Source organism: Massilia sp. UBA6681, assembly GCF_002454935.1.
Taxonomy (GTDB): Bacteria; Pseudomonadota; Gammaproteobacteria; order Burkholderiales; family Burkholderiaceae_D; genus Telluria; species Telluria varians.
In genome coordinates this window covers 1-12,581 of sequence record NZ_DKJX01000088.1, presented here as the reverse complement: position 1 = coordinate 12,581, position 12,581 = coordinate 1, and the positions used below count along the sequence as shown (strand labels likewise).

Genomic DNA, 12,581 nt, shown 5'->3' with positions numbered 1-12,581 from the left:
ATGACCACCAACACCGGAGAGCCGGGCCTGATCCTGGCCCTCTCCAAGGGCCGCATTTTCGAGGACACCCTGCCGCTGCTGGAAAGCGCCGGCATTACCGTCCTCGAGAATCCGGAATCCTCGCGCAAGCTGATCCTGCCGACCAACGACCCGGGCGTGCGCGTGCTGATCGTGCGCGCCAGCGACGTGCCGACGTATGTCCAGCATGGCGCCGCCGACTTCGGCGTGGCCGGCAAGGACGTGCTGCTCGAGCATGGCGGCGAAGGCCTGTACCAGCCGATTGACCTGCACATCGCCAGCTGCCGCATGTCGGTGGCGGTGAACGCCGGCTTCGACTACGAGAGCGCGGTGCGCCAGGGCGCGCGCCTGCGCGTGGCGACCAAGTTCGTCAACACCGCGCGCGAGCACTTCGCCCGCAAGGGCGTGCACGTCGACCTGATCAAGCTGTACGGTTCGATGGAACTGGCGCCGCTGGTCGGCCTGTCCGACGCCATCGTCGACGTCGTCTCCACCGGCGGCACCTTGCGCGCCAACAACCTGGTCGAAGTCGAAAAGATCATGGACATCTCGTCGCGCCTGGTGGTCAACCAGGCCGCGCTCAAGCTCAAGCGCGAGCGCCTGCAACCCATCCTCGATGCCTTCCAGCGGGCATCCTCACAACAAGGCTAAAGCATCATGGCAGTACAGATCCGCAAGCTCGACTCCACCGCCCCCGACTTCAAGCAGCTGCTTTCCGCCCTGCTGGCCTTCGAAGCCGAAACCGACGACGCCATCGAGTCCAGCGTCGCGAAGATCCTGGCGGACGTGAAGCATCGCGGTGACGCTGCCGTGCTGGAGTACACCAACCGTTTTGATCGCATCCCGAACGGCGGCGCCACGTCGATGGGCGCCTTCGACGTCAAGCAGGACGAACTGGATGCGGCCCTGGCCTCGCTGCCGGAAGCGCAACGCGCGGCATTGCGTACCGCAGCGCAGCGCATCCGCGTGTTCCACGAGCGCCAGAAGCAGGAACTGAACGGTTTTACCTTCACCGAGCCTGACGGCACTGTGCTGGGCCAGCGCGTGACGCCGCTGGACCGCGTCGGCATCTACGTCCCGGGCGGCAAGGCTGCCTATCCGTCCTCGGTCCTGATGAACGCCATTCCGGCCCAGGTGGCGGGCGTGCAGGAAATCGTGATGGTGGTGCCGACACCTAGCGGCGTGAAGAACCAGATGGTGCTGGCTGCCGCCGCGATCGCCGGCGTCACCCGCGTGATCACCATCGGCGGCGCCCAGGCGGTCGGCGCGCTGGCCTACGGCACCGAGACCATTCCCGCGGTGGACAAGATCGTCGGCCCGGGCAATGCCTATGTGGCGGCCGCCAAGCGCCGCGTGTTCGGCGTGGTGGGCATCGACATGATCGCGGGCCCGTCGGAAATCCTGGTGCTGTGCGACGGCACGACCGACCCGGACTGGGTGGCGATGGACCTGTTCTCGCAGGCCGAGCACGACGAGCTGGCCCAGGCCATCCTGCTGTGCCCGGACGCGGACTACATTGCGCGCGTGGAAGCGAGCATCCACAAGCTGCTGCCGACCATGCCGCGCGCCGCGACCATCACCACCTCGCTGAGCGACCGCGGCGCCCTGGTCAAGGTGCGCGACATGGAAGAGGCGTGCGAGATCGCCAACGCCATCGCCGCCGAGCACCTCGAGATCTCCGCAGAGGAGCCGCTGCAGTGGGCGGATAAAATCCGCCATGCAGGCGCCATGTTCCTCGGCCGTTTCTCGTCCGAGTCGCTGGGCGACTACTGCTGCGGCCCGAACCACGTGCTGCCGACCTCGCGCACGGCGCGCTTCTCGTCGCCGCTGGGCGTGTACGACTTCCAGAAGCGCTCGTCCGTGATCCAGGTGAGCGAGCAGGGCGCCCAGACGCTGGGCAAGGTGGCGGCCGAACTGGCCTATGGCGAAGGCCTGCAGGCGCACGCCCGCAGCGCAGAACTCCGCCTGAAATCATGAGCACCTGGGTCGACCAGGTCTTCTGCGAGGATGCGCTCGCCGGCATGGCGCGCATCCCGGATGCGTCCATCGACCTGATCCTGACCGACCCGCCCTACAATCTCGGCAAGGACTACGGCAATGCCTCCGACCAGCAGAGCGTCGAGGATTACCTGGCCTGGACCGAGCAATGGATCGATGCCGCGCTGCCCAAGCTGAAAGCCAACGGCAGCCTGTACATCTTCCTCACCTGGCGCTTCGCTCCCGAGATCTTCGTGATGCTGAAACGGCGCATGACGATGATGAACGAGATCATCTGGGACCGCCGCGTGCCCTCGATGGGCGGCAGCGTGCGCAGCTTCTCCTCGGTGCACGACACCATCGGCTTCTTCGTCAACCGCAAGGATTATTATTTCGACCTGGATGCCGTGCGCATTCCCTATGACGCCGAGACCAAGAAGGCGCGCTCGCGCTCGATCTTCATCGGCGCCAAGTGGCTGGAAGTCGGCTACAACCCGAAGGACGTGTGGAGCGTCTCGCGCCTGCACCGCGAGCACCCGGAGCGCGCCGACCACCCGACCCAGAAGCCGCTCGAGATCATCGAGCGCATGGTGAAAGCCTCCTGCCCGCCGGGCGGCGTCGTGCTCGACCCCTTCATGGGCAGCGGCACCACGGCCATCGCCGCGCGCCAGACCGGGCGCCATTTCACCGGCTTCGAACTGAACCCCGCCTACTGCGACATCATCCGCGCGCGCCTGGCCGCGCCCGAGGTGCCGGTCGCAGGTAAAAAACGCAAGAGCGCGAAGAACGCTCCCCTGAACGAGGAAACCGCATGACATCGAGCGTCACTGCGATCGACAAGCTGATCGCCAATACCATCCGCCAAGACGTCCGCGACACCGCCACCTACTTCGTGCCGGATGCGAGCGGCTACATCAAGCTCGACGCGATGGAAAACCCCTATGAACTGCCGGACGCGCTGCGCGCCGAGCTGGGCCAGCGCCTGGCCGACGCCGCGCTGAACCGCTATCCACCGCCTTCCTACAGCACGCTCAAGGGGAAGATCTGCGCCGGCCTGGGCGTGCCGGGCGGCTACGACGTCCTGCTCGGGAACGGTTCGGACGAGCTCATTTCGATCATGGCCACCGCCGTGGCGCGCCAGGACAAACGGGCGGTCGTCATGGCGCCGACCCCGGCCTTCGTGATGTTCGCGCGTTCTGCCCAGTTCGCGGGCGCGGATTTCGTCGGCGTGCCGGTGAAAGCCGACTTCTCGCTCGACCTGCCGGCCATGCTGGCCGCCATCGCGCAGCACAAGCCGTCGCTGGTCTTCCTGGCCTATCCGAACAACCCGACCGGCAACCTGTTCGATGCCGGGGACATGGAAGCCATCATCCGCGCGCTGGGCGAGACCGGCATCGCGGTGGTGGACGAGGCCTACCAGCCCTTCGCGAAGAAGAGCTTCATGGGCCGCCTGCCGGAATTCCCGAACCTGGTCGTGATGCGCACCCTGTCCAAGCTGGGCCTGGCCGGCATCCGCCTCGGCTACCTGTCGGGCGATCCGAAACTGCTGGAGCAGTTCGAGAAGGTGCGCCCGCCCTACAACGTCAACGTGCTGACCCAGGTCGCGGCCGAGTTCGCGCTCGATCACCTCGACGTGCTCGACCAGCAGGCCGAGATGCTGAACGCCGAGCGCACGCGCCTGGCCGCCGAACTGGCGGCCCTGCCGGGAGTCGAAGTGTTTCCATCGGCGGCGAATTTCATCTCGATGCGGGTGCCGGACGCGGACCGTGCCTGTTCAAAACTGCGCGACGAAAAGGTGCTGATTAAAAATTTGAGTAAAATGGACAAGGTATTGGCCAATTGCATTCGCGTCACGGTCAGTACCCCCGAAGAAAACACCGCATTCCTGAATGCCCTGAAAGCGTCCCTATAAAGTGTTACCCGCGGCAGCCCCTTTCGGGCAGGCCGCACTGACGAGCCCCCAGCAATGAACCGCACCGCCGACATCACGCGCAACACCAACGAGACGCAGATCCGCGTCGCGATCAACCTCGACGGCACCGGCCGCCAGAATCTCAATACCGGCGTCCCCTTCCTCGACCACATGCTCGACCAGATCGCGCGCCACGGCATGATCGACCTCGAAGTCGAAGCCGTCGGCGACCTGCACATCGATGCGCACCATACCGTCGAGGACACCGGCATCACGCTGGGCATGGCGGTGGCCAAGGCCGTGGGCGACAAGAAGGGCATGGTGCGCTACGGCCACTCCTACGTGCCGCTGGACGAAGCGCTGTCGCGCGTGGTGATCGACTTCTCGGGCCGTCCGGGCCTGGAAATGCACATCCCCTGGACGCGCGCCATGATCGGCACCTATGACGTCGACCTGACCGGCGAATTCTTCCGCGGTTTCGTGAACCACGCCGGCGTGACCCTGCACATCGACAACCTGCGCGGCGTGAACGCGCACCACCAGTGCGAGACCGTGTTCAAGGCCTTCGGCCGCGCGCTGCGCATGGCCACCGCGCTGGACGAACGCGCCGCCGGCATCATCCCTTCGACCAAAGGCACTCTGTAAAACCATCATGACGAACAAGATTGTGGTGGTCGACGGCCTGGGCAACCTGCGCTCGGTGGCGCAGGCCCTGCGCGCCGCGGCGCCCGAAGCCGACATCCTGGTGTCCAACAACGCGGCCGACATCGACGCGGCCGACCGCATCGTGCTGCCGGGCCAGGGCGCGATGCGCGACTGCATGCGCAGCCTGCGCGAATCCGGCGCCGAGGAAGCCCTGCTGCGCGCCGTGAAGACGCGCCCGGTGATGGGCGTGTGCGTCGGCGAGCAGATGCTGTTCGACGAGAGCGAAGAGAACGAAGGCACGCCGGGCCTGGGCCTGTTGCCGGGCCGGGTCGTGCGCTTCCAGCTGGATGGCAAGCTGCAGGCCGACGGCTCGCGCTTCAAGGTGCCGCAGATGGGCTGGAACCGCGTGCGCCAGACCCGCGCCCACCCGCTGTGGGAAGGCGTGGAAGACGGCAGTTATTTCTATTTCGTGCACAGCTATTATGCTGCGCCCGACGAGCCTGCCGACACGATCGGCGAGGCCGACTATGGCGGCATGTACACCTGTGCCGTCGCGCGCGACAACCTGGTCGCCACCCAGTTCCACCCCGAAAAGAGCGCAGCCGCCGGCTTGCGCCTGTACCGCAATTTCATCCATTGGAAACCGTGAGTTTCAACCTTAATCCGCTGCCAACCAACCGACAACGACCATGCTGCTGATCCCTGCCATCGACCTGAAAGACGGTCACTGCGTTCGCCTGAAACAGGGCGACATGGACCTCGCCACCGTGTTTTCCGAAGACCCCGCCGAAATGGCGCTGCACTGGCTGAAGAAGGGCGCACGCCGGCTGCACCTGGTCGACCTGAACGGCGCGTTCGCGGGCAAGCCGAAGAACGAGGAAGCGATCAAGTCGATCCTGAAAACCGTGCAGGACTACGCCGAAGAGATGGGCATCGAGGAGATCCCGGTCCAGCTGGGCGGCGGCATCCGCGACCTCGACACCATCGAGCGCTACCTGGACGACGGCATCACCTACATCATCGTCGGCACCGCCGCGGTGAAGAACCCGGGCTTCCTGCACGACGCCTGCGGCGCCTTCCCGGGCTCGATCATCGTCGGCCTGGACGCCAAGGACGGCAAGGTCGCCACCGACGGCTGGAGCAAGATGTCGGGCCATGAAGTCATCGACCTGGCCAAGAAGTTCGAAGGCTACGGCGTCGAGTCGATCGTCTACACCGACATCGGCCGCGACGGCATGATGGGCGGCGTGAACATCGAAGCGACGGTCAAGCTGGCCCAGGCCGTCAAGATCCCGATCATCGCCTCGGGCGGCGTGCACAACCTGGCCGACGTCGAAGCGCTGTGCGCGGTGCAGGACGAAGGCATCGAAGGCGTGATCTGCGGCCGTTCGATCTACGAAGGTACGCTGGACCTGACGTCGGCGCAGGAACGGGCCGATGAACTGACTGAAGGGGCGCAGGCGTAAGGTAAAAGTGGTTACGGCCACGTTCCTCAGCACGTCATCCCCGCGCAGGCGGGGATCCAAGTTTGCGTGCATGCCGAACTGCATGCGTTCACACTGAACACAGGAATTGGGTTCCCGCCTTCGCGGGAACGACGTTCACAGGCTAACGCTAGAATTTTTATGCTCGCAAAACGCATCATCCCCTGCCTCGACGTCACCGGCGGCCGTGTGGTCAAGGGCGTCAACTTCACCGAGCTGCGCGACGCCGGCGACCCGGTCGAGATCGCACGCCGCTATGACGGACAGGGCGCCGACGAAATCACCTTCCTCGACATTACCGCCTCGAGCGACGGCCGCGACCTGATCCTGCCGATCATCGAAGCCGTGGCCTCGACCGTGTTCATCCCGCTCACCGTCGGTGGCGGCGTGCGCAAGGTCGAGGACGTGCGGCGCCTGCTCAATGCCGGCGCCGACAAGGTGTCGATGAACACCTCGGCCGTCACCAACCCGCAGCTGGTGTTCGACGCATCGCAGAAGCACGGTTCGCAGTGCATCGTGGTGGCGATCGACGCCAAGCAGGTCGCGCCCGGCAAGTGGGAAGTCTTCACCCATGGCGGGCGCAACGCGACCGGGCTGGATGCCGTCGAGTGGGCGCGCAAGATGGAATCGCTCGGCGCCGGCGAACTGCTGCTCACTTCGATGGACCGCGACGGCACCAAGTCCGGCTTCGACCTGGGCCTGACCCGCGCCGTGTCCGACGCGGTCGGCATTTCCGTGATCGCCTCGGGCGGCGTGGGCGGCCTGCAGGACCTGGCCGACGGCATCCTCGAAGGCCATGCCGACGCCGTGCTGGCCGCCAGCATCTTCCATTACGGGCAGCACACGGTCGGCGAAGCCAAGCGCTTCATGCACGAGCGCGGCATCCCGATGCGCCTGGAGTGAACATGCCGAACAAGTGGCTGAATAAAATCCGCTGGGACGAGAACGGGCTGGTGCCGGTGATCGCCCAGGAAGCCGCCACCGGCGACATCCTGATGTTCGCCTGGATGAACCGCGAGGCGCTCGCGAAGACGGCGGAGCTGGGCGAAGCCGTCTATTGGAGCCGCTCGCGCAAGAAGCTGTGGCACAAGGGCGAAGAATCCGGCCACACCCAGAAAGTGCTGGAAATGCGCCTCGACTGCGACGAAGACGTCGTGCTGCTCAAGATCGAGCAGAAGGGCGGCATTGCCTGCCACACCGGGCGCCACTCCTGCTTCTTCCAGCGCTTCGACGGCGAGGACTGGCAGGCGGTCGATCCCGTGCTGCAGGACCCCGACACCATCTATTCCCAGAACAAGAAATCCCATGAGTGAGATCCTGGCCCGCGTCGCGGCCACCATCGAGTCGCGCAAACCGGCAGCCGGCGGCGACCCTGCGACTTCCTATGTTGCCAAGCTGTTCAGCAAGGGCGACGACGCCATCCTGAAGAAGATCGGCGAAGAAGCCACCGAAACCGTGATGGCCGCCAAGGACGCGCGCGTCTCGGGCGACGCCTCCAAGGTGCTGTACGAGACCGCCGACCTGTGGTTCCACTCGATGGTCCTGCTGGCGCAATTCGGCCTGAGCCCGCAGCAGGTGATCGACGAACTGGCGCGCCGCGAAGGCGTGTCGGGAATCGAAGAAAAAGCCGCGCGCAAAGAATAAACAGACAATAAGCAAACAGTAAGTACCTACTCACGCTTGCCATGCCTGCAAGCGATGTCATAATCAGGCCTCCGCCGTCACATCGATGTCATGCGATGCCGGTAGGATGCACGGGTTCCTGACAGGGGACGCTGTAACAAGATCGGAGACAAGATGGATAACTGCATTTTTTGCAAGATCGTCGCCAAGCAGATTCCGGCCAGCGTCGTCTATGAAGACGACGACGTGCTGGCCTTCAAGGACATCAACCCGGCTGCCCCGGTACACCTCCTGGTGATCCCGAAGCAGCACGTGGACAGCCTGTCCGACTGCGGCATGGATCACGCGGCCGTGCTGGGCAAGATGCTGGCGCTGGCGCCGAAGCTTGCAGAAGAGCATGGTATTGCCGTCAAATCCGACGGCAATGGCGGACGCAGCGGCGGCTACAAGACCCTGATCAACAGCGGACCGGACGGCGGGCAGGAGGTCTACCACCTGCACCTGCACGTGTACGGCGGCAAGCGCCCATGGCGCGGCCTGGGGACGTAAGCCTGAACTAAGATTTTAGTGGGGGCAAGACGCCCCGTATGGCGTATACTGAAACGTACGCTTTCCCGAATTACAGGCGCGATGCGCCTTGCTAGGAGATAAACATGGGTTCGATGAGTATTTGGCACTGGGTGATCGTCCTGGTGGTCGTGATGCTGATTTTCGGCACCAAGAAAATCAGCAACATCGGTGGTGACCTCGGCAAGGCCGTGAAAGGCTTCAAGGATGGCGTGAAGGGCGAGGAAGACAAGGCCAATCCGAACGCTGCTTCGACGAGCACCCAGCCGCCGCAGCAGGTGGCCGACAAGTCCACCATCGACGTGGAAGCCCGCGACAAGTCCCGTCACTGATCCACGGGCATGATCGATCTCGGACTGTCGAAGCTGGCGATCATCGGCGTTGTCGCGCTGATCGTGATCGGCCCTGAAAAGCTGCCGAAGGTGGCGCGCATGGCGGGCACCCTGTACGGGCGCGCCCAGCGCTACCTGCACGACGTCAAGTCCGAGGTCAGCCGCGAGATCGAGCTCGACGAGCTGCGTAACCTGCACAAGGAAGTGCACGAGAGCGCGGCTTCGTTCAAGGACGAGGTCGAGCAGTCCATGTCCAGCCACGTCGACGAGGTCGAGGCGCTGTGGGACGGCAGGGAGCATGTTTCCTCCTCCACCTCCAGCACCTCCTCGTCCGGCACGTATCCCTTCGTCAGCACGGGCGACATCGAGCGCAAGGCGCGCGACTTCCGGCGCAAGAAGCTGGTGCGCACTTCAGCCGTGCCGGCCTGGTACAAGCACCGCAACGGCGGCAAGACCCATGTGCTCTCCGGCGCCGCGCGCGTGCGCAAGTTCCGGCCGGGTTCAAGCAAATCCAAGACTTCCTTTTTCTAGATGACCGAAGAAGCCGCAGGCGAAACCTTCATTTCCCACCTCGTCGAACTGCGTGACCGCCTGGTCAAGGCGTCGATCGGGATCGCCATCGCCTGCGCGGCCCTGTTCATCTGGCCGGGACCCTCGCAGGTCTACGACCTGCTGGCCGCGCCCATGATCGCGTCGCTGCCGCCCGGGGCCAAGATGATCGCGACCGGCGTCGTTTCGCCCTTCCTGGTGCCGATGAAGGTCACGCTGCTGCTGGCCTTCATCCTGTCGCTCCCCTGGGTGTTCTACCAGCTGTGGGCCTTCGTCGCCCCCGGCCTGTACGCGCACGAGAAACGCCTGGTGCTGCCGCTGGTGATCTCGTCTTCGCTGCTGTTCATCGGCGGCGTGGCCTTCTGCTACTTCTTCGTGTTCGGGCGCGTGTTCCACTTCATCGGCGAGTTCGCGCCGACGTCCATCGCGGTGACGCCCGACATCGAGAACTATCTCGACTTCGTCATGTCGATGTGCCTGGCCTTCGGCGCCACCTTCGAGGTGCCGGTGGTCGTCATCATCCTGGTGCGCATGGGGATCGTCAGCATCGAGAAGCTGCGCGAGATCCGTTCCTACGTGATCGTCGGCGCCTTCGTCATCGCCGCCATCGTCACGCCGCCGGACGTGGTCAGCCAGCTGGCGCTGGCCATCCCGATGTGCCTGCTCTACGAGCTGGGCCTGATCGTGGCGCCGATGTTCTCGCGCATGACGCGTGCTCCCGAAGAGCACGCATAAGGGATCGCCACCGGCGGCCGCCTAGTTCGACCGCAGCACCCCGCCATTGCCCAGTCCACCCTCCACCGACTGGGCCTTGTAGCTGCGCACCGCCTTCACCATCTGGTTGTACGAATCCATGAAGGATGCCGCCAGCACCTTGCCCTGTGGCGAGTTGCTGAAGCCGTGCGCGCCCGCCAATCCACCCTTGAAGAAGCCGGCCAGCATGCCGAAGTCCCAGTTCTGCGCGCTGCCCTCGGCCGCGGCCAGCTGAACGCCGGAGCGGTTATCGGTCAGCAGCAGCATGGTCGAGGCCTCGTTCGATTTCATCGAGCTGCCGACCAGCGAGGCCACGACCCCGATCCTGCCGCCCACCAGGCCGCCCAGGCCGCCGGTATCCTTCTGGCTGAAGGTGATCGAGGGCGTCATGGTGTAGTCGGCGGCGGCCATCATGCCCTTGCCGAAGTTGCTGGTCTTGCGCAGTTCGCCGGACTCCATCAGGGCGCGCTCGCCCTGCATGCTGCGCAAGGCCTGGCCGCGCTCGACGATGACGAAGCAGTTCGACTGCTGGATGATCATGCGCAGCAGCGGCACCGTGCTCTGCATGCGGTACTCGGCGGTGAACTGGTTCAGCCAGGGCTGGTTCGCTTCCTCGACGATGGCCAGCGTGCCGAGGCTCTTGTCGCAGCGCTCGAGCTGCGTGTTGGCGCCGACCGCATTGCTGCCGCCGGCCGCGCCGGTGGCCACGGTCTTGGCGCCGGAGGCGCCGATGCTGGGCGAGGTGGCGCAGCCGGCGAGGGACAGGGAAGCGAGGACCAGCAGGGGCAGGGTTGATTTCATTCAGGCATCCTTATTGTGACAATGGAGACACCCAATGCTACGAAGCACCGCCCGGCGTGGCTTATCCCCCATCAAGCGGGCTGTTGAGTAAGAACGAACAAGGCCGGGGGCAGCACCCCGGCCTTGCCCAGGCTTTACGGACAGTTGCCGATGACGTAATACCCTGCCGCGGTCTGCGCCAGCGTGCTCGTGTAGAAGGTATTGTTCAAGCCCATGTTCTGGTTCGAGCCGTTGGCCAGCGCGTAGCCGCCGCTCGCATGGGCACGTCCTGCCGTCACGTGCGCGTAATTGCTGGCCGTCGTCGTGCTGCACACGAAGCCCGAGGTGGTCGAGGCCGTCAGGCTGGCCGACTTCGCACTCTCGACACCGTCGTTGCCGGTGCTGGATACCTGGTAGGTGTAGCTGGTGGCCGCGGCCAGGCCGGTGTCAAGGTAGCTGGTGCCGGTGAGCGGCGTGCCATTCAGCTTGGCGCCGTTGCGATAGAGGTTGTAGCCGGTAGCGCCGTTTGCGGCGTTCCAGCTGAGCGCGATGCTGTTCGCCGTGCGCGTGCCGACGGCCAGGCCGGCGGGCGGCTGCAGGGCCGGCGCCGCGCCGACCAGGAATTGCGGGATGCTGCAGGCGCTGGAAGTCAGCCCGGTCGTGTTGTTGGTGGCGGTGACCATGCCCGAATAATAGCCGTCGGCGCGCGCCGCATAGGCCTTGCTGAAGCCGGCGCCGCTGCCCGCCGCGCTGTCGTCGACCGGCGTCGGGCCGTTCAGCACCACGCGGTAGCTGCCGATGCTGCCCGCCGGATCGGTGGCGGCGCCGTTCACGGTGATGGTCGAACCCGATACGCTGGCGCTGCACGAGCTCATGCTGGGCGCCGCCGCGCGTGCGACCCGCAGGTTGTTCCTGAACCAGAAATCCATCACGAAGGCCGGGTAGTTGACCTTGGTCGCATCGACGTAGTTGCTGTTCTGCCCACCGGTACCGGCCGGCCAGGCATGGCCCATGCCGGTGACCACGATCTCCGACGTGCGCAGCTTGCCGTTGCTGTCCGTATAGGGCACGTTGCTGCCGCCCGTCGGCACCGTGACTGCCGTCCCTTTCGTGTAGCTGCCGCCGTAGACCTGGCGCATGGCCGCCGCGTTGAGTGGCCCGTAGGCCTGCGCCACGGTGTAGTCGTTGGTGCCCCAGACCACGCCGGCGACCTGGGTCGCGAAATGGCTGGCGTTGCTGCCGGCCCAGGAGCTGCAGCTGCTGGCCACGCTGCTCGAGGTGGTGCCGGAAGGGACCATGGAGATCTGCGAGGTCGACACGGTCGGCGCCGGTCCGGCATTGATGCCGATGCCGGCGAAGATGTCGGTGACGTAGATCTGCTTCGGGTCGATCGCATACTGCGGGTTGCTCACGAAGCGGTTGATCAGGTCGAGCAGCACCGCGTTGTGGCCATAGCTGCGGCTGCGGTTGGTGGCGGCCCAGTCCCAGCAGTGGGCGCCGTACAGGTTGCCGGTGGCATTGGGCGCGAGGATCACGGCGCCGTACTGGTCGGCCGCCGCCTTCCAGTTGTAGCCGGCGTCGCTGCTGCCGGCGATGACGTCGTTGGCCGCGGTCTGGGCGCAGCCGTGCAGCACCAGCACCAGTGCGCGCTTGTTGTCGAGTTGCGGCGCGGTCGCGGGCCAGTAGTAGTAGCCGGTGAGGGCGCCGCCGTTGACCGTGTCGGTGGCCCAGGTCTGGTTCGCGCTCCAGGTGCCGGGTCCGGCCTGGAGTTGGGCGAAGCTCGGTGCGGCCAGCGCCATGCAGGCGGCGGCAAGTGCGGCCCGATTGAAGAGGAATGCCATTGAAAGTCTCCGTTCTGTTGTCAGTACTACGGAACCGCCTGTGGATGGACGTGACGAAGCCACGCCGGTTCCGCATGCGGAGCTAGACCCTAGTCGAACT

At 65.3% G+C, this 12,581-nt stretch carries 16 protein-coding genes; 14 read left to right on the top strand and 2 right to left on the bottom strand.

Annotation, left to right across the window (positions count from 1 at the left end):
- The 14 genes from hisG to tatC all read left to right on the top strand — a co-directional run bounded on the left by hisG (nucleotide 1) and on the right by tatC (nucleotide 9,842).
- The gene (gene hisG / locus B2R83_RS15960; protein ID WP_209589901.1) at nucleotides 1-669 is read left to right on the top strand and encodes an ATP phosphoribosyltransferase; all 669 of its coding nucleotides are present in this window, start codon (nucleotides 1-3) and stop codon (nucleotides 667-669) included.
- A 6-nt stretch (nucleotides 670-675) separates the two neighbouring features.
- On the top strand, nucleotides 676-1,995 hold the full coding sequence (gene hisD / locus B2R83_RS15955; protein WP_292043312.1) for a histidinol dehydrogenase: 1,320 nt from the start codon (nucleotides 676-678) through the stop codon (nucleotides 1,993-1,995).
- Nucleotides 1,992-2,810 carry a DNA-methyltransferase gene (locus tag B2R83_RS15950; RefSeq protein WP_209589903.1) on the top strand — a complete coding sequence of 273 codons (819 nt, stop codon included), beginning with the start codon at nucleotides 1,992-1,994 and terminating at the stop codon, nucleotides 2,808-2,810. Before hisD ends, B2R83_RS15950 begins: the two co-directional genes overlap by 4 nt.
- A complete protein-coding gene (gene hisC / locus B2R83_RS15945) occupies nucleotides 2,807-3,907 on the top strand; it encodes a histidinol-phosphate transaminase (RefSeq protein ID WP_292043307.1) in 1,101 nt (366 codons plus the stop codon). The genes B2R83_RS15950 and hisC overlap by 4 nt, the downstream gene beginning before the upstream one ends.
- Nucleotides 3,908-3,961: 54 nt before the next feature.
- Nucleotides 3,962-4,552, top strand: a complete 591-nt coding sequence (gene hisB / locus B2R83_RS15940; protein WP_027866454.1) for an imidazoleglycerol-phosphate dehydratase HisB — start codon at nucleotides 3,962-3,964, stop codon at nucleotides 4,550-4,552.
- A gap of 7 nt (nucleotides 4,553-4,559) precedes the next feature.
- Nucleotides 4,560-5,201: an imidazole glycerol phosphate synthase subunit HisH gene (gene hisH / locus B2R83_RS15935; RefSeq protein ID WP_027866455.1), complete on the top strand. Its 642-nt coding sequence runs from the start codon at nucleotides 4,560-4,562 to the stop codon at nucleotides 5,199-5,201.
- Nucleotides 5,202-5,241: 40 nt separating this feature from the next.
- Nucleotides 5,242-6,018 carry a 1-(5-phosphoribosyl)-5-[(5-phosphoribosylamino)methylideneamino]imidazole-4-carboxamide isomerase gene (gene hisA, locus B2R83_RS15930; protein ID WP_036209620.1) on the top strand — a complete coding sequence of 259 codons (777 nt, stop codon included), beginning with the start codon at nucleotides 5,242-5,244 and terminating at the stop codon, nucleotides 6,016-6,018.
- Nucleotides 6,019-6,177: 159 nt separating this feature from the next.
- A complete protein-coding gene (hisF, locus tag B2R83_RS15925) occupies nucleotides 6,178-6,939 on the top strand; it encodes an imidazole glycerol phosphate synthase subunit HisF (RefSeq protein ID WP_027866457.1) in 762 nt (253 codons plus the stop codon).
- A 2-nt stretch (nucleotides 6,940-6,941) separates the two neighbouring features.
- On the top strand, nucleotides 6,942-7,349 hold the full coding sequence (gene hisI, locus B2R83_RS15920; protein ID WP_307189304.1) for a phosphoribosyl-AMP cyclohydrolase: 408 nt from the start codon (nucleotides 6,942-6,944) through the stop codon (nucleotides 7,347-7,349).
- Nucleotides 7,342-7,680, top strand: a complete 339-nt coding sequence (locus tag B2R83_RS15915; protein WP_036209610.1) for a phosphoribosyl-ATP diphosphatase — start codon at nucleotides 7,342-7,344, stop codon at nucleotides 7,678-7,680. The genes hisI and B2R83_RS15915 overlap by 8 nt, the downstream gene beginning before the upstream one ends.
- Nucleotides 7,681-7,833: 153 nt before the next feature.
- Nucleotides 7,834-8,208, top strand: coding sequence for a histidine triad nucleotide-binding protein (locus B2R83_RS15910; RefSeq protein ID WP_027866460.1), 375 nt, complete (start codon nucleotides 7,834-7,836; stop codon nucleotides 8,206-8,208).
- A 104-nt stretch (nucleotides 8,209-8,312) separates the two neighbouring features.
- A complete protein-coding gene (gene tatA, locus B2R83_RS15905) occupies nucleotides 8,313-8,558 on the top strand; it encodes a Sec-independent protein translocase subunit TatA (RefSeq protein WP_285377362.1) in 246 nt (81 codons plus the stop codon).
- A 9-nt stretch (nucleotides 8,559-8,567) separates the two neighbouring features.
- Nucleotides 8,568-9,089 carry a Sec-independent protein translocase protein TatB gene (tatB, locus tag B2R83_RS15900; protein WP_036209604.1) on the top strand — a complete coding sequence of 174 codons (522 nt, stop codon included), beginning with the start codon at nucleotides 8,568-8,570 and terminating at the stop codon, nucleotides 9,087-9,089.
- Nucleotides 9,090-9,842, top strand: coding sequence for a twin-arginine translocase subunit TatC (gene tatC, locus B2R83_RS15895; protein ID WP_036209600.1), 753 nt, complete (start codon nucleotides 9,090-9,092; stop codon nucleotides 9,840-9,842).
- Between the two features lie 21 nt (nucleotides 9,843-9,863).
- On the opposite strand, the gene B2R83_RS15890 is transcribed toward tatC, so the two are convergent.
- Together B2R83_RS15890 and B2R83_RS15885 are read right to left on the bottom strand one after the other, a co-directional pair.
- A complete protein-coding gene (locus tag B2R83_RS15890; RefSeq protein WP_292043294.1) occupies nucleotides 9,864-10,661 on the bottom strand; it encodes a CsgG/HfaB family protein in 798 nt (265 codons plus the stop codon).
- A gap of 134 nt (nucleotides 10,662-10,795) precedes the next feature.
- Nucleotides 10,796-12,481, bottom strand: a complete 1,686-nt coding sequence (locus tag B2R83_RS15885) for a PHB depolymerase family esterase (RefSeq protein WP_292043292.1) — start codon at nucleotides 12,479-12,481, stop codon at nucleotides 10,796-10,798.
- Nucleotides 12,482-12,581 lie beyond the last annotated feature (100 nt).